The following is a 21,688-nucleotide window of genomic DNA, read 5'->3' on the forward strand; positions in this document are numbered from 1 at the left end:
TTGGCTAAGCTATTTTTGCAAAAACCTTTCTATTTTAAGCGAGTTAGCAAGCTTGAGGTATCCCAACGACCGCCACCCAGTTTTTGAACGTCCGCATAGTATTGGTCGACCAGTGCAGTTAACGCTAAAGTCGAGCCATTTTTTCGGGCTTCATCAAGTGCGATGTTCAAATCTTTACGCATCCAATCGACCGCAAAACCAAAATCAAAGCTATTGTTTAACATCGTACTGGCTCTGTTTTCCATTTGCCACGATTGCGCTGCACCCTTACTGATAACGTCAACTACCGCATTGCAATCAAGTCCAGCACGTTGACCAAAATGCAGCGCTTCGGCCAAGCCCTGTACGATACCGGCAATACAAATCTGATTCATCATTTTCGCCAATTGGCCGCTGCCGCTTTTACCGAGTAACTGGCTATGTCGCGCGTAATGCGCCATTACTGGCTCTACAGCGCTATATACCGCTTCATCGCCACCTATCATAATGGTTAACTGGCCATTCTCTGCCCCTGCCTGACCTCCTGAAACAGGAGCATCTAAAAAGCCAATCTGTTTATTCTTGCAAGTCTCATATAGCTCTCTGGCGATATCAGCTGACGCGGTAGTATGATCAACTAACACACTGCCGGCTTTCATTGCAGCTAATGCTTGAGTGCCAACATCTCTCACATCGTTATCGTTACCCACACACATAAAAACAATGTCAGCGTTTTCACACGCCTTGTCAACGCTATCGCTTGCGCTGACGGTAACGCCATCTGTGTCATAAATCGATAGCCATTGCTGTGCTTTTTGGGAAGTTCGATTATAAACAGTGACCGCATATCCGGCTTTGCTTAAGTGCCCGGCCATGGGGAAGCCCATCACACCCAAGCCCAAAAAACTCACTTTTAAATTACTCATACAAAATATACTCTAGATACGAAACAAAGATGTTTGGATTACCTAAGAGTAACAGACTTAACGACAACAAAAATATAGGAAAATAATTTTGGCACTCTATGAACACCCAATTACGTTAAACAATGGTGAACAGACTACTCTAGAACAATATAAAGGAAAGGTATTGCTTATCGTTAATACGGCAAGCAAATGCGGCTTTACTCCACAATACGAAGGGCTAGAGACACTGTACAAAAAATTTCGCGATAAAGGCTTTGAGATTCTAGGATTCCCTTGTGATCAATTCGGCCATCAAGAACCGGGTAGCGACGAGGATATCGCTCAGTTTTGTAGCCTCAATTTTGGTGTTTCGTTCCCTCTATTTAAGAAAACGAATGTCAATGGTCCAGATGCCAATCCGCTGTTTGAGGAGTTAAAGCACGCAGCTCCAGGCCTTCTTGGTACTAAGCGTATAAAGTGGAATTTCACAAAGTTCTTAGTGACTGACCAAGGTAAGGTGCTTAAACGCTATGCCCCAACAGTAAAACCAGAAGCCATTGAAAAAGATATTGTAAAGCTACTCACAGAGTAATAATTCGTTGGCCGGAATCTCAAAATCAAACTGAGAAACAGCAATAAAAGAGCTCAGTGAACGCATTGTGCGCTCTGCTTGACTTATTGATCTACATCTATGCTGTTGGGAAATGGACGTGGTAAATTTTAGCGGTCAACGTGAAAAAATTGGGTACTAAAATGAAAACTGCTAAACATGAAAAAGTACACGCAAGCCAAAGCGACCAGCAGCAAAAACATATCGCCTTTTTTAGTACCCGTCCTTATGAAAAGGCTCTGTATTCCGAGCTACTGGAAACAGTAAGCGTTGACAATGACAAACCTATAAAGGTTGTGTTTTTTGAACACCCTCTCAATGCGTCAACTGCAGCTAGCTGCAATGGATACACTGATGTTGTTGTATTTGTAAATGATGACATCGATGCCGCCACTATAAACGCACTGGAGCGCTGTGGGGTTAAACATATTGCGCTTCGGTGCGCAGGCTTTAATAATGTTGATGTGAAGGCTGCAAAAAAAGCCGGTATCAAGGTAAGCCGTGTTCCCGCCTATAGCCCTGAAACGGTAGCAGAGCACACTCTCGCTCTTATTCTCACGTTAAACCGTAAAACGCACAAAGCTTATAATCGTGTTCGCGAGGGAAATTTTGATCTTGGCGGGTTAATGGGCTTCACGCTTCACGGTAAAACCGTAGGGGTAATTGGCACAGGAAAAATTGGACAAGCGGTTATTCGCATACTCTTGGGGTTCGGGTGTCGTGTGCTTTGCTTCGATCCGCAGCCTGATAATGATGTAACTGCAAGTGGAGCGCATTATGTGACGCTTAACGAACTGCTCGAAAAGAGCGTCATTGTCACCCTACACTGCCCGCTAAACGAAAAGAGTCATCATATAATTAACGCAGAGAGCATTGATAAAATGCCCCAAGGCGTAATGCTTATTAATACGTCTCGAGGCGGGCTTGTCGATGATAACGCTATCATCAAAGGGCTTAAGTCGAAGAAAATTGGATATTTAGGGCTAGACGTTTATGAAAGAGAGTCCGAACTTTTCTTTCATGACCATTCGCAGGAAATTATTCAGGATGATATTTTTCAGCGCTTAACAACCTTCCCTAATGTTTTAATAACGGGACACCAAGGGTTCTTTACACTCGAAGCGCTTCAAGAAATTGCCGCCACTACGCTCAACAACATCATCACAGGGGCGAATACGCTCTAAATTGCCATGATAACGGATAAAACAAAGTGCATTTATGCTGGTCTACGCTAATCGGTTTCTTTTTCTAAAATCAGTTGAAAGTACTTTCCAAGCCAAAGGTATGGTGCTCGCTTGTGATACTGGCGCTCCAACGCTAGTAAGTCGTCAAACTTACTACTTTGATGGGTTATGTCGCGCATGTAATCATGGAAACAGCGAATGCCTGCTTTCTCGATAATCTTAAAGCCCAATGACTCACAATGTTCAACCACACGCATTGCACTTAAGGGTTGCTTCGGATTTAGTCTCACTTGCTTTTTGGCTTTCATCCCTTTTTCGATGTAATCAAAATTGCCGTAAATTGCATTGGCAAACAAATTCGCATCTTGGTTGAAAAAACTGAGACTTAAGCGGGCACCGGGCTTCATGTTTTTATACATAAAGTCGATAGCATTAAAGGGCGCGCCTAGCCATTCCAATACCGCATGACAAATCACCAAATCAAAACTGTTCAAATCTTCAATCTGTTGCAAATATTGATGCCTGATTGTAATGTTGGGCGCCACTGCTAGAAGCATCTCAGCTTGCTCCAGAACATCCTTAGACGCGTCAGTTAGCACCACAGAATGTCCTTTTGAAGCTATGTGCGCAGTCATGACCCCCGTGCCTCCGCCTATTTCGATTACGCGGACCGGCTTTGTCAAATAAGGTTCAAGGACATCACATAACAAGGTATGCCTAAGCTTGCCCTTCGTCGTGCCATAGATGTTTTTAGAAAACTTTTCTGCAATACCATCGAAAATACGGTCGTTGTTCATATACTACTGTCGTTGTTAAGCTGGATTATTAATATCAATAAATTCAACATGCACGTCGAATTGCTGCGCGATATGTTCCCCTAGAGATTTCACACCGTAGCGTTCTGTCGCATGGTGACCAGCAGCAAAAAAGGTAATGCCCATTTCCCTTGCTGTATGAACAGTTTGTTCAGAGACTTCGCCGGTAATAAATGCATCGACACCGAGATCAACTGCTTGCTCAATAAAGCCTTGTCCACCACCTGTACACCAAGCAAGACTTGAAATGAGTTTTGACGCTGGCCCTTCAATCAGCACATCCCGCCCTAACAATTGCTTCAATTTAGCCTGTAGCGCAACACCTTCAGTCGCTTCCTCTAGATTACCTTGCATAACAACACCTACAGGTTTAACGCTACTGACAGCACTTATATTTTGAATATCTAGAATCGATGCAAGCTGACGATTGTTGCCAAATTCTGGATGAACATCTAAAGGAAGGTGGTAAGCAAACAGATTTAGGTCATTAGCAAGTAAAGTAGAAAGGCGACGCTTTTTCATGCCAGTTACAGCCTGCGACTCTCCTTTCCAAAAATAGCCATGATGCACAATAAGCGCATCGGCGTTAGCTTCTATCGCAGCGTCTACTAAAGCCTGAGATGCTGTAACCCCTGTAACAATTTTTTCTATTTTGCTGGTGCCCTCTACCTGTAAACCATTAGGGCAATAATCACTGATTTCGCTAATCCTTAACAATCCATCAAGATATTTTTGTAGCTCTGAGCGGGTAATAGACACAAGTCCTCCGGTTGAAAGTTAGACAAATTGTTAAAAAAACGCTATAAAATACGCGAACGTTTCGTATAACACCCATAAGTCGTCTGGCGCTTATTGCGAGAAAACGAAAAAAAGTGGATTGCTCAAAGCAGTACCTTCTTTTTCTTCATTTTATGGGGAGCAAATTGTGCACTAACCAATCTGCCGTTACTTATTGGTGATACAAGTCAAAAACGTTCGTCATCTTAACAAAATAAAGAGCAAAAAAGCATGGCAAACTTAGACAAAGATGCAGTTATCGCGGCCTTCACTAAAGCATATGAAAAAGCTAACGGTAAAGCCCCGTCTATTGAAAGTAAAAGTGGATGGTACAGCGTAGACGGCGGCAAAAATATGCGTCTAGCGCAACTTCAGGAAATGACAGAGGCGCTAGCGTCACATTCGTCTGAAGGAACAGAAATGAAAAAAGAGAAAAGCGAAACTAAACTCGCGGCCAAACCAGCCAAGAAGAAAGCGTCTGCTTCTAAAAAATCGGGTTTCTCGGTTAAGGATTTTTGGGCAGAAAAGCTAAACGCCGAAGTGCCTGGCGCGACATTACCACGCTAATTTAAAAAGCATTTCACACGATGCCTAGTCGCCGCTCTGGAGGCTAGCGTATTGTCTTGACATCGACAATTTAGTTGACTTATTTTCCAGCAAGTCCCTGCGCAACAAATGGAACAAGGTGCTGGATGACTTCCTTAATATCTACGTGCTTGTGAAAATCAGACTCAGCAATTTCCGTTAATGCCTGGCTCGATGCCATTGAAAAGACAAAACTTCCCATAGCAAAATGCAGTCTCCAGAACAGCTCTTCCTCAGGAAGTTCAGGTAAACAGCGTCTAATAGCGTCAACAAGGGCACGTATACAGTCACCGTAATCATGCATCAAAAACTTGCGCAAGTGACCCTGAGTTTCGTTATACCCTCGACCAAGCAACTTAACAAAGGTGGCAGTCCCCTGCTCTGAAATCGCGTTAAGGTTTAACATGGGTGGAATTAGAGAATATAAAAGCTGCTCGACGCCCTTGGCTCCTTCAATGGGCGGGAGAGCTTCTAGGCAACCTTTTACCTGCGGCATTAGCTCATCAAAGTATCGCTTAAACACGGCTTGAATTAAATTTTTCTTACTGCCGAAGTGATAGTTTACCGACGCCAGATTCACTTCTGCTCTTGCAGTAATTTCCCGCATCGATGTTTGGGTAAATCCACTTTGAGAAAATAAGTATTCCGCCGCATCTAATATATCGTTTTTAGTATGCCGTGCCATATTCTTTTTATTATCTTTTGTCGGTTAGAAGTTAAACGGCCATCTGTGCCCATTAACGATGTTAGTTGCCACATTGTAATATGCATAGATGGCCTGTAGGTATTAAAACCAATGACGAGCTTTGTTCATGCTTTTCATAAATACACGCTCAACTACATTCGCCGCCGACATACCCAACTTCTCTGCCACGTTTTTCTTCACCGCATACTTAACACTAAATATTTCGCGGGCTGGATAGTGAGAGAGAATATAATCATCAGACGTCGTAATGTCGTCAATCAGGCCCAGCGCCTTAGCTTTAACTCCTGGCCAGTACTCACCTGTAGCAACTTTGTCGATATCCATATCGGGGCGCTGACTTTGTACAAAGTCTTTGAACAACACATGAATTTCTTCAATTTCTTCTTTAAATTTCGCGCGGCCTTCATCGTTATTTTCGCCAAAGACCGTTAGTGTGCGTTTAAACTCCCCTGCCGTATGTTGTTCAAACTCAATATCGTTTTTCTTCAGAAGTTTGTTAAAGTTAGGCAACTGAGCGAGAACACCTATGCTACCGATATAGGCGAATTGAGAAGCGAGCAGTTTGTCAGCAACACAAGCCATCATATAGCCACCGCTTGCCGCAACCTTATCTACTGCAATGGTCAATTTGAGGCCCTTTTCTTTAATTCGCTGTAACTGCGACGCAGCAAGCCCATACCCGTGTACCACACCACCGCCACTTTCAAGGCGAACCAAAACTTCGTCTTCTTTATTTGCGACACATAAGATTGCAGTGATCTCTTCACGCAAGTGCTCGACTTCATTGGCATCCATAGACCCTTTAAAGTCGATAACATATAAGCGAGACTTTTCAGTCTCATCACCCTGATCTTTCGCTTTGTTTTTAGCTTTGCTCTTCGCTTTTGCCTCTTTTTTCTGTTCTTTAGCTAACTTTTTTAACGCGTTTTTATCTAACAGGACTTCTTTCGCGTAATTGGTAATGTCCTTCAACTGCTCAGATATAGAAACGATTTCAAGTTGTCCTTTCCCCTGTTTCTGCTTACTCGCTACACCAACAATAGTTGATACAACAACAACGAAGGCGACAACTAACGTTACTGCTTTGGCAACAAACAAACCGTATTCGTACAAAAACTCCAAACTTTACTCCTAGTAAAATAAACGGGTAAGCAACGTTGTTTACCCACAACGTAAAGAGCAGCCTTACCTAATACAAGGCAAAACCGCTGATGTAATCACGTTATAATACCAGTCTCAACTTAGTCTGACGATAGGTTAACCTGCTCTATCTTGTTTGCTTCAATCTCTTCATCGGTGAAATAGATATCCCGCAGTGTAGGTTGCGTAGAGTAAAGTTGCGTTTGATCTAAGAAATGCTCACTGCCGAACTTACGAGACTGTGAGTAAGTCAATATACCTCGGCCTTTTGGCCCTTCATCGGTGAAGTTGATAACCATCGCCCAGCTTGTGCCATAGTTAATATGGTAGCCCTGAGCTTCAGAACTCATTGCCGTATTATTGTTTATTGTTTGGTAGCTGTGTCTGGGCAACTGGGTTCCATTTCTACTGCTACTAACATCAAATACGTTAAAGCCACCTTCAATATTATGTGCACCAGCCCACGGTAGCTTAACACCTGAGGCAGAGCCATCAGGTAAGCTACGTTCAACAAATTGCACTTCACCTAGCGGGGCATCAAATGCTACCCCGGCTTGCTCAATAACCTGTGTAGCTCGTGCCAGTTGTTCAAGAGTAGTATCGTTTTGAACTAAACCTGAAGGCGTAGTTACAGGCGCATCAAGAGAAAATGGTACTTCCCACTGCGGCGCTTGGTTAAACTGAAAGGCAAATTCTCTGAAAACGTGTGCGCCAGTACTTGTAAGGTTCATTGTACCGTCCCAGTCCTCTAATGCCGCACAGGCTTGCGATACATCGACGCTTGCTCCATCTACATCTACTGGCGTATCACCCTGTTCTGCGCATAGCTCTAGCAGTGATGGCAATATATTTTCTGCCAGGTAGCTTCGATTGTTAAGTAATAGCCCCTCAACTTCCTCAGGTGTGAAAGTAACATCACTCCCAGCTTCATTTTCAATAAACTGCTGTCCCATGCGTGAGCGTAAAGACTGTGGATTCTCTACATTTCCAAATAGTGGGTTACTGACAACAATAGGAGCGTCTAAATTCGTCAGCCAATAGCTATTGTTTGAATTCTGAACCGAGTCTGTGCCCTCGTACTTAGGTGCTTCCTCGTAGGGAACCGGGCCATCAAAATCAAACTGTGAAATGTTACCGGGTAATACAGTAAAACCTGCAGCAGCTTTGGTTTGAATAAGTAACGGGTTCGTTGTTAGTTGCTCAATTGCGGTTTCGGTTAGATTCGGCACGGTTGAATCGTCAATGTAGAAGACTTGACCATCATCAGAGGCAGCCATTGTATTATTGAAAATAACACCGTCGTAATCTTTAAACGCCTGCTTAAACTCGTCCATGGATGTCGCCATATTCATGGCAAGCCAATGGTCTACAATATCGAAGTTAGGCAGGTTTGCGTCTTTTATGGCAAAGGCATTATTACCATTCCAATCAAAGTTACCAGGCACTTCAATCATTGGACCGTAGTTGGTGTAATACGCGGTCTTATTTAGCTTAATGGTTTGCCCTCCACCCACAGCGACATCAATTTGAAGTGGCTTTTCATAGATGGTGCGTCTGTTGCCATCAACCATATGGGTAAGGCCAGATTCATCATTTTCGTCGAGGGTCAGCTGATACACAACAAAATGTTCAGCCGTCGAGAAGGTGTGTGTCCACGCAACGTTTTCGTTAAATCCGATATTTACTGCACCAGGCAATCCCATCAACGAGCCACCTGTTACATTCAAGTGTCCGGGTACTTGGGCATGGAAATTCCAAAAGCGTAGGTTACCTGTATGGGGGAAATGTGGGTTACCTAAAACCATCCCCTTCCCATTGGTCGTTCTATCACTACCTAACCCCCATCCATTAGACCCCATCTCTTGAGGATTTCTGTCAGGCAGCCCCACTGCTGGCGAGATCTTAAATGAAGAGACAACTTCACTTGACGACGACGCCGGTGTGGGAAGATAACTCTCGCCTTGTGGTGCAGCAATAAACATAGGGCCTAAGAAATTAGCCGCACCAGGTAAAAGTGCTACGCCCAACGAATATGTTAAAAGGTCGACGCTATCAATTTCTGTGACCCAAGGTTGACCCGCACAGCTTTGATCTTGGTCTTCTAAAGGGGTTTCATTTAAATATCTGTTATACCCCGCCGTATAGCCCTGAAACATTGCGCGAGAATTTGCAGACAAGCGGGGCAAATTCTCTTCTGCAAGCTCTCTGATACCTAATGTTAAAAAGCCAAAGTCATTGATGAGGTGTTCAGAGTCGCCGCTACCAGGCACTTGGTCTGGGCCAAAAAACTTTGCTCGTTCAGAGTTGTACTTAACAATTTGATCTGCCAGTACGCAAAGGTTATCTCTCGCAAAGGCATAACCTACCCCATATGCCATACTTTCTAAATTTTCGGCTTTTACGTGCGGAACGCCATAGGTGGTCCAGGTAACATCCGCGGACAGTGTACCGTCAGGAGAAAATGCTGGAATTGGTGCTGGTGCTGGTGTTGGTTCGGGTGTCGTAGGCGTTGTGGGCGCTGGTTGTTCTACGTTAGAAAAGTCGTTATCGTTATCGCCGCACGCACCGAGAAGTGCAGTGAGTGATAACGCAATAAGCGTCCGTTTAGCGTTAAAGGTGTTGTCAATCATCTCAAATGTTCCCTAATGATAAATGAAAAAGGTCAACCACTCTTACCGCACGCGTCTTCAAAGCGGTGTTAATTACAGCAAAAGTAAAACTGATCCGACCTGAATTCACACTACATTAACAAATGAAAACATTCAAACAACATTATAATTTTTCTACAAAAAAGCCGGCAATAACGCCGGCTTTCTTTCTATAAAATGTAAGCAGTTGTAACGCTGCCCATTGGAGCAAACTACCCTTGGTTAGTTCGCTACAACACTTTCATCAGAAATTGGCAGTACAAGTGCGTCAGACGCAATATAACCCGCCACTTCTTTTTGCATTTCCGTTGTTACCGCTGCGCTCGCCGCAGGGCTTAAGCTAGAAGCATGAGCACCACTATTGAACTGTACAATTCCGCTAATTGGATCTGTACCAGGACCTTGCGTGGTTGTCACTTGCTCCAAGCCAATGGTCGCTGCCAGAGGAAGCTGACCTGACAATGGTAACGCTGTTGAAATTGGAATAACTTGATCTGGAAGGTTCGCGTCGCTGCCATCACCCACTACGGTCATCATATGAACTGGCGTATTGCTACCCAGTGTCTGAGCGTAGTTAGTAGGGTCACCTGCATCCATTACCGTTTGCGCAGCAAAAGCAAACTCTGCAAATACTGCATTTACTTGGGTAGCCTGCTCAGCAGTAAGATTTTCTTCGAAAATCGCTACCGCTGCGCGAAGTTGTTCTTCGCTCACATCAGTGGTTTCATACAGTTGATTTAGCAAGGCAACAAACTCTTCAGAAGCCTGAGACAGCAACAGACCTTTGATAAGTGGACCAAACGCGGCTGACTCAATTAGGAACTGAGCAACACCGCCCCCTGGAGACTCAAGAGAAGCTTGCTTGACAGCAAACATGCCATCAAGTGCTGCTAAATCGCCGCCCATCGAAGTGTTTGCCACTGAAGCAAAATTACCACCAGTGATAGCGCCTAGAGACACACCCATAATCGATACACGTGACATATCAAACTTAACATTTTGCGCTGCTGTGGTATCGACAACTGCGTTTAGTCCTAAACGTAGACCAAGTAAATCTGACACGCTTTGGCGTAGATTGTCGCGAGCCGTAGGCAAGCTGGCAAGGTTCATATAGTGAGTTGCGCTAACCGTAGTCGCATTCAGTTCATCTGTACCGTCGCCATTAAGGTCAAAACCACGGCTTCCGTGTAATGGTTGGTCGATTGCTACTGACGCAATACCTGCTAGAGACAGAGTACCTGTGATGGCAAGCATATCTTCTTTTTGGCTGGTAATGCCGTGCGCTAGAATAACCACTGGCCAACCGGCTTCAGGCATGCTGATAGAAAAACCTAAAGCACCTGCAATTGCTGGGTCAGGAATAGTAACCTGAACGTCTAACGTTTCTGTACCCATGTTTCCGCCAGTAGGCTGTGGATATGGGTTGAATTTAGTAATGTTTCTTGCACTATCTAACATTTCGCCGTTAATACGAAAGTCAGCAAGGCCTAGTGAAGAACACATTGCTGCATTAGGACCAGGTTCTGCGTCTGCAAGTAATTCTTGAGGAGCACCAGCTAAAACAATGCCGCTGTCACACGCTGCCTTCCAGAAATCATTTACTGGAGCAAGTGGGTTCTCTGCACTTGGAACACCCAAGAAATAAGGCAATGCAATATTACCTTCATAACGTTGAGCTGCACAGAATGGTCCTACTTGCGTTAAGATTGCTGTAGAAACACCTATCGCAAAATCATTCAACTCACCCCACTGGGCAGCTAACTGACCAGAGGCTGTGCCTGCAAGACCTGCACAAGTTTCTAACGCGCTGAAATCAGTTGCATCAATTGCAGCTATATCCGAACGACCTTGTTTACTTTGATCTATAACTGTAGTGACTAAGCTAGATAATCCAATTTCCGGTGCTATAGCTTCTAAAACATTAGGCGCTGCAGATACATCGCTTACCGTGATTGCAGGTAGTGCGGTTGGAGCAGACGGGTCACCGCCAGCAGCCAGTTGTGCAAAACGGCTAATCATGACCTTCTTGATGGTATCAAGCGAGTTGGCAATAGACTGGGTGGTGAAAGCTGATACGTAAGTGATGTCTTCACGGTCGAAACCCGCACCAAGCACTGGATTAACTAACGAATTAACTAAGCCTTGTAATTGAAGCTGTGCTGCACTTGATAGAGGATTAGTGTCGATGTCTTGTCTTACTGAGTCCCACGTAGTTGAGCCCTGAACCGATTTGCCAGAAGAGTCTTTCAAATCAGTGGTCATTACTAACATGTAGCCCTGAGCTGCTTTTAGCGGCTTAAGAGGAACAAAAGTGATCGTGTTGCTATCAGCAAGGCTGAGTACGTAATCAACACCAAAGGTAAGTTGATCGCCAAGCTTACAACCCGCAGAAGGTGTTGTAACCTGCGCACAGTCAGGATCACTTTGGTCAAGACCTAGTGTGGCTTCATATAGCAATACACCAGAAGCTAGCGTGCTTTCGTCTAGCGAAGCGCCTGCTGGTGTTTCAACATTGATAACAAAAGGGTGCTGCGTAGACCAACCGTCCAGCACATTTAGAGCATTTTGCGGGTCAGCAAAATCTGTAGGGTCATCGACCGGAATATTCAGTGTGTAATCAAAGAAACCATCATCGCCTGGAAGCATCAGAAGGTCGTTTGGAATGTTCAAGTTCCCATTAGCTGGGTCAAAAACGATTCGTGAAAATGGTGTTTGGACTTCTGTTTCGGCCTGAATGTCGGAAAGGGTTTCATCGGAGCCACCACAGCCTGCTAGACCCAGCGCAAGGGCCACACTGGAACTTAATACGAGTTTTCTCATCTCTACTCCCTACAAGCATTGTTGTTATTCTGTGTCTAAAACTTAACTCTATTAAAAGTAGCTTGGTCTACCCTGTCTTTACAGGCGTAGATGATAGTTTTAAACATGTTAGACCAGTTGTATCTTCCTCAATCTTATTGACTTTGTTGCAACTTTGCAAAGTTTTGTTAACTACTTTTGTTAACTTTTTTTACGTTTAAAGAAATTTTCATTCATTGTTTTACTTGTGAGTCAGGCTGAGTATGATCTGGGGTTTGATTCTTAATTGGGTCTACAGGCCCCAATCATTGCGATATAAATGAACCTTTTGAAGGAAAATGATGAACGATTACAACGCACCAGCGGATTTATTGCGCGATAAAGTTATTCTTATCACCGGGGCTGGCGATGGAATTGGTGCACAAGCCGCAAAAACGTATGCTGCACATGGCGCTATTTGTATTTTATTAGGCCGCACCGTGTCTAAACTTGAAGCTGTGTACGACGACATTGTCGCAGCAGGTGGTCAAGAACCCGCCATTGTTCCTTTAGATATCAAAGGCGCAACGCCCTCTCATTATCAGCAAATGACGCAAACCATTATTGACCAGTTTGGCCGCTTAGATGGTGTTCTTCACAATGCGAGTATTTTAGGCCACCTAAGTGCATTTAAAGATATTGATGCGCAAGAATGGCAAGACGTGATGCAAATTAACCTAAATGGCATGGTCTTCATGACACAAGCGCTTATTCCCGCTTTAGAGAAGGCAGAAAATGCATCGGTAATTTTCACCACCTCTAGCGTAGGCAGAAAAGGTCGCGCATTTTGGGGAACGTACGCCGTATCAAAATTCGCAACAGAAGGTGTTATGCAAACCCTTGCTGATGAATATCGAAATAAGTCACTGCGCTTTAACTGTATTAATCCAGGTGGTACCCGCACACAAATGCGCGCTCAAGCGTTTCCAGCAGAAAACCCTGATACACTAAAAACACCTGAAGATATTATGCCTACGTATCTTTATCTAATGGGCGAAGACAGTAAGGAAACAACCGGACAATCCCTTGATTGCCAACCAAAGTAATTAACAAAAGCAATGTTCAATAAACAAAAAAACCGCTTAAGCAGCACTTAAGCGGTTTTTTATTTACAGCGCATAAATGGCTAAAGGCCAGTGCCTACTCGCCCATTTTGGCCCATGTATCTCTTAGACCTACTGTGCGGTTAAAGACCGGCTTGTCGTCTGTGCTGTCTTTATCTACACAGAAGTAGCCAGTGCGTTCAAACTGCCATGCTCCTACTTCAGGAACATTGTCTGCCAATCCGGCTTCTACCCAACCGTGTTTTACTTCCAACGAGTCAGGGTTAATTGCATCGGTAAAGTTTTCTTCCGCTGCTGGGTTAGGCACGTTAAACAAGCGGTCGTAAAGCCTAAACTCCGCTGCCTGTGCTGTTGCTGCATCCACCCAATGAATAACACCTTTAACTTTGCGGCCATCAGCCGGATCTTTACCAAGCGTATCAGGGTCATACGTGCAGTAAACGGTAGTGACATTACCATTCTCATCTTTTTCAACGCGATTAGCTTTAACCACGTAGGCGTTGCGAAGACGAACTTCTTTATCAAGCACTAAGCGCTTAAACTTCTTGTTCGCCGACTCTCGGAAGTCTTCTGCTTCTATATACACTTCGCGACTGAAGCCGATGTTACGCGTACCCATACTTTCATCGTTAGGATGATTAGGCGCAACCAGCGTTTCTGTCTGGCCTTCCTCATAATTTTCGATAACGAGCTTTATTGGATCTAGTACGGCCATTGCGCGAGGAGCATTTGCATTTAGGTCGTCGCGTATGCACGCTTCTAGCATGGACATTTCAACCATGTTGTCCATCTTAGTCACACCAATGCGTTTACAAAACTCAACAATTGAGCCCGGTGTGTAGCCACGACGGCGCAGACCGGCAATGGTTGGCATGCGTGGGTCGTCCCAGCCGTGTACATGGTTTTCGTCAACTAACTGAATAAGGCGACGCTTGCTTAATACCGTATATTCTAGATTAAGACGTGAGAACTCGTACTGTCTTGGTGTGCAGTCGATAGAAATGTTTTCGATAACCCAATCATAAAGGCGACGGTTATCCTGAAACTCTAGTGTACACAGAGAGTGCGTTATTCCCTCAATGGCGTCTGAGATACAATGTGTAAAATCGTACATTGGATACACGCACCATTTATCACCAGTTTGATGGTGGTGAGCATGCTTAACGCGATAAATTACCGGGTCACGCATACACATAAATGGCGATGCCATATCAATTTTCGCACGCAGACTACACTCCCCTTCTTTATATTCGCCTGCCGTCATTTTGGCAAACTCACTGAGGTTAGTTTCAACGTCTGTATCGCGATAAGGGCTATTTTGACCAGGCTCTTTGAGTGTGCCACGCATTTCGCGCATAACGTCTTGCGCTGAAAAATCTACATAGGCTAAACCTTTTTCAATAAGTTCAACGGCGTATGCATGAAGCTGGTCAAAGTAATTTGATGAATAGCGTGCTTCTCCGTCCCACGTAAATCCAAGCCATTGCACATCTTCCTTAATTGAATTAACGAACGTAATGTCTTCTTTTGCAGGGTTGGTATCGTCAAAGCGTAAATTGCACGTACCTGTGTAGTCTTGAGCAATACCAAAATTCAAGCAGATAGACTTGGCGTGGCCTATGTGTAAGAAGCCATTCGGCTCTGGTGGAAACCGTGTTTTAATTGCGTCATGTAGACCACTAGACAGGTCTTTATCAATAATCTGACGGATAAAATTGGTCGGACGGTGTTCAGTCTCGGCCATTCGCTTGTTCCCCTTATGCACGTAATATTTCAAAATCTCGCTGAGTATAACACTCTCGCAATTACTTCAACCATGTTTTATTCAAAGAAGCCTGACAAGTGATTGAATTAAGAGCGATCTGCAAATACCTTCTAAAACTAAATGCCGTTATGACTTCCAAAATATAAATAAGCACTAACGAAATCGTAACTTTGCGTGGCATTTGAGCGACTGCGTCTCAAAATGCGCGCGTCATTATAAAAATATGGTAATCTAAATTCGCGACAACAAGGTCGTAGCAGCAAATCATGGTGTTTATGAAAGAAAAAGCAACCTCTTTTGATATTGCCCACTTGGCAGGGGTTTCGCAATCAACCGTCTCGCGAGCGCTAAACAACAGCCCGCTAGTCAACCAAGAAACTCGTGACCGCGTTCAGCGCATTGCCAGAGAACTCAATTACAAAGTAGACAAAAACGCGAGTAATTTGAGAAAGCAAAAGAGCAGCACAATCGCCCTTCTCTTGTTTGAAGATCCTACCTCTGATGATTCGATGATTAACCCGTTTTTCTTGGCGATGCTAGGTAGCATTACTCGTGCCTGTGCGCAAGCCAATTATGATCTTCTCGTATCATTTCAGAATTTAGAAGATGACTGGCACGCCGAATATGAAGACTCAAACAAGGCTGACGGTATCATTCTTCTTGGGTACGGCGACTACACCGATTATCAAACCAAAGTTGCTCAGCTGGAGTCACAAGGCACTCACTTTGTTCGTTGGGGTGCACCAGATGAAGCGCACCCAGGAGTTAGTATCGGTTGTGATAACTATCAAGGTGGCCAAAGTATAACGTCACATTTAATCGGCTTGGGTAAAACTTCCTTTGCGTTTATTGGTGACAACGGCGATCACGCCCCTGAATTTAAAGCGCGTTTTAACGGTTATTTTGAAACACTTCAATCTCATGGGCTTGACCAGTCAAGTGTTCAACGCAATGCTATTTCGACCGAGGACGCGGGGTCAGACGCGGTGAAATCATTGCTGCAAAGTGGCGAACTTCCCCAAGCAATTGTCTGCGCATCAGACCTTATTGCAATGGGCGTGCTGAGAGCGCTGCGCCAGGCAAAAGTGAATGTGCCTGATGATGTAGCCGTAGTTGGCTATGACAATATTGCGGTTTCGGCCTACACCACGCCTTCGCTCACCACTGTTCAGCAAAATACCAAACTGGCGGGTGAGCTATTGGTAAACACCTTATTAAAAGCCATTAACAACGAAGACGTTCAGGATTATTTAATGCCTGCGGATATTATTATTAGGCAGTCATGTGGCAGTGAGTAAGCGTGCGCAAATTACACGCTAGAAACTAAACAAAAAGCCCCGGGCGTTAAACAACCACGGGGCTTTTTTATTGGGCGTTAAACACGTTTTATTGACGCGCCAACTGATGCTTAATTTGAGAAAGTAACGCACTGTTACTTACTTGACCTTCGCGCACCCATACCTGAACGCCATTGGGCTCAACCGTTGCGGTTAACGCGTCACCGAATTCTACTGTTTGCGTATCTCCAGATAATTGTTCCGTCCAGTCGCCCGACTGCATAAAGTCACTAACCTCAAAAGATTGTGCGGCACTTCCCTTATTAAGTAATACAAGCGCAGTCTGCTGTGTGTCTGCAGTATCAACGACGCGATAAAACGCAGCTTGATGACCGTCAAGTTCAACGTTGACTTGAACACCGCGCTGCAGTGCTATCGTGTTTTTACGCACATTGGCAATTTTTGTTAGCGCCTGTTGAATAGGATGTGTCTTGGCTTGGTCTAGGCGCTCTTGGCCAACATAGTTACGATTGCCAGCATGTTCTGCCGTACCGCGCATGAAGCCAATTTCGGATCCCATGTATACAACCGGAATGCCTCTTACTGTAAACAACCAATTATGCGCATTAATAAAGCCTTCATCAGTGGCATTAATGCGCGCCATATCGTGGTTATCGTAGAACGTAGTTAATTCATATGGATTGTTATATGGCCCGTGCGTAAGATGAAGCACCGTTTCTAAGTCAGCAAAATCACTCTCTAGCGGCTTTTCAAATACATTCACCATGGCCTTTTGCATAGGAAAGTCTAATACGCTGACGCCCCCATTTTTCGGTAACGTATGTTGGGCAATGTTGTTCGCCTCATAGTCAAATGCTTCGCCAAACATAAAAAAGTCAGGGTTTTGCTCGCGTATACGATCTGACGCTTCACGCCAAAACGCATGAGGCACATGCCTGATTGTATCTATTCTAAATGCATCAGCACCTTGAGAAATCCAATACAAATAGCTGTTGATGAGATAATCGCGTACGGCAGGGTTTTCGTCATCTAGATTAGAAAGCTTTACTAAATCTGGATAGTTGTGAAAAAAACTATGAAGCGGGTTGTTTTCAGGGTCAAGCTCTTCAGGCGCCAAGTTTTGATGATCAGCAACCAGATTTCCATCACTGTCATATATTTCCCCGTAGCCGGGTAAGTCCTTTTCCATGGTGAAGCTTGGTGTGCCGTGATTTGCCACAATATCAAACACGGACTTAAGGCCATGCTGACGCATTTTCGCCGTATAGTCACTAACGCTTAAATTGGCGCTAACCAGATGCTCGTCAGCTTTATAGAAATTCGTTGCCCAATAGCCGTGATAACCGGTTTTACCACCGTCTTTAAAGGCACCGCCATAAGTAATGGGTTCATCGCCATTAAACGCATAGTCTGGGTTATCGTGGACAGGCGTCATCCATACTGCCGTGAACCCCATTTCCTTAATATATTCGGCGTTGTTTAAGATACCCTGTAAATCACCGCCCATGTAACCCACATAGGCTTTCTTACCATCAGGACCTTCTAAGGGCAGTTGCCACGTAGGGTGATCGCCTCCCTGCTCTTCATGATTGTTCGAAGGGTCGCCGTCTACAAAGCGATCTGTCACAACAAAGTACACCGCTTCGCTAGCAAATGGCGTAGTGGTACCCACGATAGCGTGGCTGTTTTCTTGTATATCGTTAGATGAAGGAACAGATGTACTCGAGCAGGCTGAGCAAAATAAACCAGCTAACGTTAATGCGATTGTTGTACGATTAAATGACATATTAAGCTCCCTGCGCTTCTTCAATTTCTTGCTTATCGGCCTCGTTCACGAAGAAAACTGAAACCGCACCAATTAACATAGAAACTCCGGCAACAACGATAATGTACTTTGCGTCGTTGTCGAAAATAGAACTTAGGATCCAGCCAGCAGTTAGGCCTGATACAATTTGAGGGGCGGCAACGGTAAAGTTGAAGATACCCATATAAACACCCGTTTTATTTGCAGGTAACGCACCAGCTAACATAGCGTAAGGCATAGCAAGAATGGCAGCCCACGCAATACCTACGCCTACCATAGGGATTAACAGCTTCACTGCGCCCAAAGGTACTGTTACTTCTGTAATCAGTAAGTTTACGTTGATCATCGTCAGGTCTTGGAATAACAAGAAGCTTACGTAGCTCAGGCCACCTAGCGCTAAAGACGAAGCGTAAACCGTTTTGCGACCAAACTTGTCAGCAAGTTTTGCCAAGAAAATAGAAAAAATAGCAGCAAATACCGAATACGCAGCAAATAGAATCCCTACCCAATCACCAGCGGCTCCCTTGGCCATGATGATGGTTTCAGGCACCATCGGGGCTGCAGCAATATAAGCTGGGTCAAACCACTGCTTATCTACATTCCATATATGTTGCGTAATAGCAGGTGTGGTATATACCCACATTATAAAGAGCGCAAACCACGAGAAAAACTGCACAACGGCCAGTTGTTTCATCGTCTTTGGCATATCTTTTACTAACGTGAAAAACTCACTTAAGCGTTGTCCTAGCGGTGCTTTAGGCGCTTTTTCAGTTGCAGGCTGCTCTTCAGTAAGCCCTTTATAGCGGTTGTATTCATCTGGTGCGTATTCTTTGGTACGAACTACCGTCCAAATGACCGTACCAAGCAGTACTGTAGCGCCAATGTAGAAAGCCCAAACAACAGAAGGTGCAACCTCACCCATTTGTGCCGTATTTTCAAGGCCAATAACATTGGTAAGTACAAATGGCAGTATTGAGCCGATAACTGCGCCTATATTAATCAGTAACGACTGAATCGAATAGCCAACATTACGTTGTGACGGCGGTACCATGTCTGACACCAATGAGCGAAACGGCTGAAAACATACGTTAAACGACGCGTCCATCAGTGCAACCATTAACGCGCCCATTACCATAGGTGCCAAGAAGGCAACAAATATCGGCGCATTAGGCAGTAAAATCATACCCAATACTGCGGCGATTGCACCAGCAAGGATGAACGGGCGGCGTCGACCTAATCGATTCCACGTTCTATCAGATGCTGAGCCAACAATTGGTTGAACGATTAACCCCATGATTGGCGCGACGAGCCAAAATAGTGATAGCGAGTGAAGGTCTGCCCCTAAGTCTGAAAGGATCCGACTTACGTTTGCGTTTTGCAGTGCAAAACCGAATTGAACACCTAGAAAGCCAAAGCTGACGTTCCATATTTGCCAGAAAGAAAGGCGTGGTTGAGTTGCTTGCATACTTTGCTCTATTTATTGTTTTACTATAGTTAATACGATTACTGCACAATGAAAACACTAGCAGACATTGCTGGTAATCTTAAGGTATCCGTCGTCTTAAAAGATATCCCATCGCTAACTCGTGTTAACGTCTGGTGTGTGCTTAGCACCTCTGCATACTTGTTTAGAGGCAGGTCCACTGGCTTTTTATTTAAGATGACCAATATTTTATCAGACTGATGAGTATTTGATTTATCTGCACCACTGCCTGAATCGACATTTGCCTCTCGAATATAGGTATAAACCCCATTCTCCGGTGCAAAATGCTTCAACAGGCCTTTAAACTGCAAAGGGTGTGATTTACGCAGTTGAAGTAACCCCTTCACACGCTGCTGTGCCCAACGCTCATCATCCGTTAGACCGTGCCCGGTAAAAGCGTTTTTGTCATTGTCCGAAGGCCACCCGCCTGGAAAGTCAGAACGAATAATACCGTGGTCTTCACTGCCTTCGTTACCCATCAAAATTTCTGTACCGTAAAAAACTTGTGGAATACCGCGCGTAGTGAGCAATAGCGTCATAGCCATATTCCATTTGTCTTTATCATGACCGAGCTGAGTAAAAATGCGGCTCATATCGTGGTTATCAGGAAAGATGACCAAATTATTCGGGTCGCCATACAAAAAGTCAGTAGCTAAGGTTTCGTAAACAGAGATGAAGCCAGAATTCCAGCTTTCGTCATTGCTCAACGCTTTCACAACTGCGGCTTGAAGCGGGAAATCCATAACCGATGGTAGTGCGCTATCGTAATCATCGTGGCGGTGGCTACCCGCCTGCCAATATGCCGTGATTGCGGGGTTAACTGACCACTCTTCCCCTACTATATTGAAATTCGGGTACTCGTCCATTATGCGGTTTGTCCATTGGCTCAAAAACGCCTTATCAGGATAGGAGTACGTATCCACACGTATTCCACTTAGCCCAGCGCTTTCAACCCACCAAATCGCGTTTTGAATAAGGTAGTTTGCTAAATGCGGATTGCGCTGATTCAAGTCCGGCATGGTTGGCACAAACCAACCATCGCTAAACCCTTTTATATCGCTTGCTATGGCGTGAGGGTCGTGAAGAACTTCACGCTTGTGGGTTGTCCCTACAAATTTACCGTTGTTATTGATCCAGTCGTGTGACGGCGTATCTTTCATCCATAAATGATTACTGCCTATATGGTTAAGTACCATATCCATTATAATGCCAAGACCCTTTGACTTAGCTTCAGTACTTAACGCAATAAAATCGTCATTGGAACCAAATCTAGGGTCTATTTTGTAGTAATCCGTGGTGGAATAGCCATGATAACTGTATTTATCCATGGCATTTTCGAGCATGGGCATTGTCCATATTTGAGTAAAGCCCATATCCTGAATGTAATTGAGGTTATCAACAATACCTTGAATGTCACCACCGTGGCGACCACCTTTGAATGAACGGTCTGCGGGATCGCCATAACCCTTAACATTATCATTTTCCTTATTACCATTGGCATATCTGTCGGGGGCAATAAGATAAATAGCATCTTGAGGCCCAAAGCCTTCGCGCGACGCTGAGCCTTGTGCTCTTTTTTCTAACGTGTAAGTTAAATCACGGGTCGTACCATCGCTGTCAGTAAGCCTGATAACTAATTCCTGGGCACTAGCATTCGACGTGTCTAGCGTTACGAATAGATAGTTTTCACTATCAAGGGCTTGGCTATGCTTAACGCTTACATCGCCTTTCACTATTGAAACAGTGTCATCGGCAACACCATCACCATAAAGCATCAATTCTACATTACTGTTTTGCATACCAACCCACCAATTCGGCGGGTAAACATCAATGCCACTGTTTGCAGATGATTGAACTGAGAACAAAGGAAATGTAGTGATACAGCTGAGGAGAAGCGGAATTGCGCGCTTTTGGATTTTTTTATGACCACTGTCATTAGTTACACGATTACGTTTTGGCACATCAACCCCATGTTAAAAATACGTTAAGTACAAGATGGTGATGAGATACTACCTTGCCCGTCCGATCTGACCAATGCTCTGCATACGTATTCACGAAACACCATGTAAAAAAACATGGTGTTTCGC

16 protein-coding genes are annotated in these 21,688 nt (G+C 44.5%); 5 read left to right on the forward strand and 11 right to left on the reverse strand.

The window, feature by feature from the left end; all coding sequences use genetic code 11:
• Positions 1 to 29 precede the first annotated feature (29 nt).
• Positions 30 to 905, reverse strand: coding sequence for an NAD(P)-dependent oxidoreductase (locus ACFI6J_RS02405; RefSeq protein WP_348670877.1), 876 nt, complete (start codon positions 903 to 905; stop codon positions 30 to 32).
• An 88-nt stretch (positions 906 to 993) separates the two neighbouring features.
• Between ACFI6J_RS02405 and ACFI6J_RS02410 the strand changes: the two genes are divergently transcribed.
• Positions 994 to 1,476: a glutathione peroxidase gene (locus ACFI6J_RS02410; RefSeq protein WP_348670876.1), complete on the forward strand. Its 483-nt coding sequence runs from the start codon at positions 994 to 996 to the stop codon at positions 1,474 to 1,476.
• A 161-nt stretch (positions 1,477 to 1,637) separates the two neighbouring features.
• Entirely contained in the window at positions 1,638 to 2,678 is a 1,041-nt protein-coding gene (locus tag ACFI6J_RS02415; protein ID WP_348670875.1) for a 2-hydroxyacid dehydrogenase, read from the forward strand.
• Positions 2,679 to 2,725: 47 nt separating this feature from the next.
• On the opposite strand, the gene ACFI6J_RS02420 is transcribed toward ACFI6J_RS02415, so the two are convergent.
• Positions 2,726 to 3,475 carry a methyltransferase gene (locus ACFI6J_RS02420; protein ID WP_348670874.1) on the reverse strand — a complete coding sequence of 250 codons (750 nt, stop codon included), beginning with the start codon at positions 3,473 to 3,475 and terminating at the stop codon, positions 2,726 to 2,728.
• A gap of 15 nt (positions 3,476 to 3,490) precedes the next feature.
• Positions 3,491 to 4,252 (reverse strand): Nif3-like dinuclear metal center hexameric protein, encoded by a 762-nt coding sequence (locus ACFI6J_RS02425; protein WP_348670873.1) that lies wholly within the window; start codon positions 4,250 to 4,252, stop codon positions 3,491 to 3,493.
• A gap of 249 nt (positions 4,253 to 4,501) precedes the next feature.
• On the opposite strand from ACFI6J_RS02425, the gene ACFI6J_RS02430 reads away from it, so the two are divergent.
• A complete protein-coding gene (locus ACFI6J_RS02430; RefSeq protein WP_348670872.1) occupies positions 4,502 to 4,837 on the forward strand; it encodes a hypothetical protein in 336 nt (111 codons plus the stop codon).
• Between the two features lie 79 nt (positions 4,838 to 4,916).
• Here ACFI6J_RS02430 and ACFI6J_RS02435 read toward each other — a convergent pair whose 3' ends face one another.
• From ACFI6J_RS02435 to ACFI6J_RS02450, 4 genes are all read right to left on the reverse strand, one after another.
• Positions 4,917 to 5,540 (reverse strand): TetR/AcrR family transcriptional regulator, encoded by a 624-nt coding sequence (locus tag ACFI6J_RS02435; protein WP_348670871.1) that lies wholly within the window; start codon positions 5,538 to 5,540, stop codon positions 4,917 to 4,919.
• A 102-nt stretch (positions 5,541 to 5,642) separates the two neighbouring features.
• Positions 5,643 to 6,683: a protease SohB gene (gene sohB / locus ACFI6J_RS02440; protein ID WP_348670870.1), complete on the reverse strand. Its 1,041-nt coding sequence runs from the start codon at positions 6,681 to 6,683 to the stop codon at positions 5,643 to 5,645.
• A 119-nt stretch (positions 6,684 to 6,802) separates the two neighbouring features.
• Positions 6,803 to 9,331, reverse strand: a complete 2,529-nt coding sequence (locus tag ACFI6J_RS02445) for an acylase (protein WP_348670869.1) — start codon at positions 9,329 to 9,331, stop codon at positions 6,803 to 6,805.
• A gap of 240 nt (positions 9,332 to 9,571) precedes the next feature.
• Positions 9,572 to 12,169, reverse strand: coding sequence for a VolA/Pla-1 family phospholipase (locus ACFI6J_RS02450; protein WP_348670803.1), 2,598 nt, complete (start codon positions 12,167 to 12,169; stop codon positions 9,572 to 9,574).
• 320 nt (positions 12,170 to 12,489) lie between these two features.
• Here ACFI6J_RS02450 and ACFI6J_RS02455 point away from each other — a divergent pair, with 320 nt between their 5' ends.
• Positions 12,490 to 13,233, forward strand: coding sequence for a YciK family oxidoreductase (locus ACFI6J_RS02455; RefSeq protein ID WP_039220376.1), 744 nt, complete (start codon positions 12,490 to 12,492; stop codon positions 13,231 to 13,233).
• A gap of 94 nt (positions 13,234 to 13,327) precedes the next feature.
• Here the strand turns inward: ACFI6J_RS02455 and glnS are convergent, their stop codons facing one another.
• Positions 13,328 to 14,995, reverse strand: a complete 1,668-nt coding sequence (gene glnS, locus ACFI6J_RS02460; RefSeq protein ID WP_039227768.1) for a glutamine--tRNA ligase — start codon at positions 14,993 to 14,995, stop codon at positions 13,328 to 13,330.
• A gap of 296 nt (positions 14,996 to 15,291) precedes the next feature.
• On the opposite strand from glnS, the gene ACFI6J_RS02465 reads away from it, so the two are divergent.
• Positions 15,292 to 16,314 (forward strand): LacI family DNA-binding transcriptional regulator, encoded by a 1,023-nt coding sequence (locus ACFI6J_RS02465; RefSeq protein WP_348670804.1) that lies wholly within the window; start codon positions 15,292 to 15,294, stop codon positions 16,312 to 16,314.
• 88 nt (positions 16,315 to 16,402) lie between these two features.
• Here the strand turns inward: ACFI6J_RS02465 and ACFI6J_RS02470 are convergent, their stop codons facing one another.
• From ACFI6J_RS02470 to ACFI6J_RS02480, 3 genes are read right to left on the reverse strand one after another with little or no spacing between them, the layout of a single operon-like run.
• Positions 16,403 to 18,100, reverse strand: a complete 1,698-nt coding sequence (locus ACFI6J_RS02470; protein ID WP_348670802.1) for an alpha-amylase family glycosyl hydrolase — start codon at positions 18,098 to 18,100, stop codon at positions 16,403 to 16,405.
• Position 18,101: 1 nt separating this feature from the next.
• On the reverse strand, positions 18,102 to 19,583 hold the full coding sequence (locus ACFI6J_RS02475) for an MFS transporter (RefSeq protein ID WP_039220385.1): 1,482 nt from the start codon (positions 19,581 to 19,583) through the stop codon (positions 18,102 to 18,104).
• A 38-nt stretch (positions 19,584 to 19,621) separates the two neighbouring features.
• Positions 19,622 to 21,562 (reverse strand): glycoside hydrolase family 13 protein, encoded by a 1,941-nt coding sequence (locus ACFI6J_RS02480; protein WP_462556841.1) that lies wholly within the window; start codon positions 21,560 to 21,562, stop codon positions 19,622 to 19,624.
• Between the last annotated feature and the right edge of the window lie 126 nt (positions 21,563 to 21,688).

The sequence above is a fragment of the Alteromonas sp. G4i13 genome (assembly GCF_054960505.1).

Bases quoted from the DNA above. Each gene is read 5' to 3' on its own strand.
- ACFI6J_RS02405 (WP_348670877.1), bottom strand. From the start codon at position 905: ATGAGTAATTTAAAAGTGAGTTTTTTGGGCTTGGGTGTGATGGGCTTC.
- ACFI6J_RS02415 (WP_348670875.1), top strand. From the start codon at position 1,638: ATGAAAACTGCTAAACATGAAAAAGTACACGCAAGCCAAAGCGACCAG.
- ACFI6J_RS02420 (WP_348670874.1), bottom strand. From the start codon at position 3,475: ATGAACAACGACCGTATTTTCGATGGTATTGCAGAAAAGTTTTCTAAA.
- ACFI6J_RS02430 (WP_348670872.1), top strand. From the start codon at position 4,502: ATGGCAAACTTAGACAAAGATGCAGTTATCGCGGCCTTCACTAAAGCA.
- ACFI6J_RS02435 (WP_348670871.1), bottom strand. From the start codon at position 5,540: ATGGCACGGCATACTAAAAACGATATATTAGATGCGGCGGAATACTTA.
- ACFI6J_RS02445 (WP_348670869.1), bottom strand. From the start codon at position 9,331: ATGATTGACAACACCTTTAACGCTAAACGGACGCTTATTGCGTTATCA.
- ACFI6J_RS02450 (WP_348670803.1), bottom strand. From the start codon at position 12,169: ATGAGAAAACTCGTATTAAGTTCCAGTGTGGCCCTTGCGCTGGGTCTA.
- ACFI6J_RS02455 (WP_039220376.1), top strand. From the start codon at position 12,490: ATGAACGATTACAACGCACCAGCGGATTTATTGCGCGATAAAGTTATT.
- glnS (WP_039227768.1), bottom strand. From the start codon at position 14,995: ATGGCCGAGACTGAACACCGTCCGACCAATTTTATCCGTCAGATTATT.
- ACFI6J_RS02465 (WP_348670804.1), top strand. From the start codon at position 15,292: ATGAAAGAAAAAGCAACCTCTTTTGATATTGCCCACTTGGCAGGGGTT.
- ACFI6J_RS02470 (WP_348670802.1), bottom strand. From the start codon at position 18,100: ATGTCATTTAATCGTACAACAATCGCATTAACGTTAGCTGGTTTATTT.
- ACFI6J_RS02475 (WP_039220385.1), bottom strand. From the start codon at position 19,583: ATGCAAGCAACTCAACCACGCCTTTCTTTCTGGCAAATATGGAACGTC.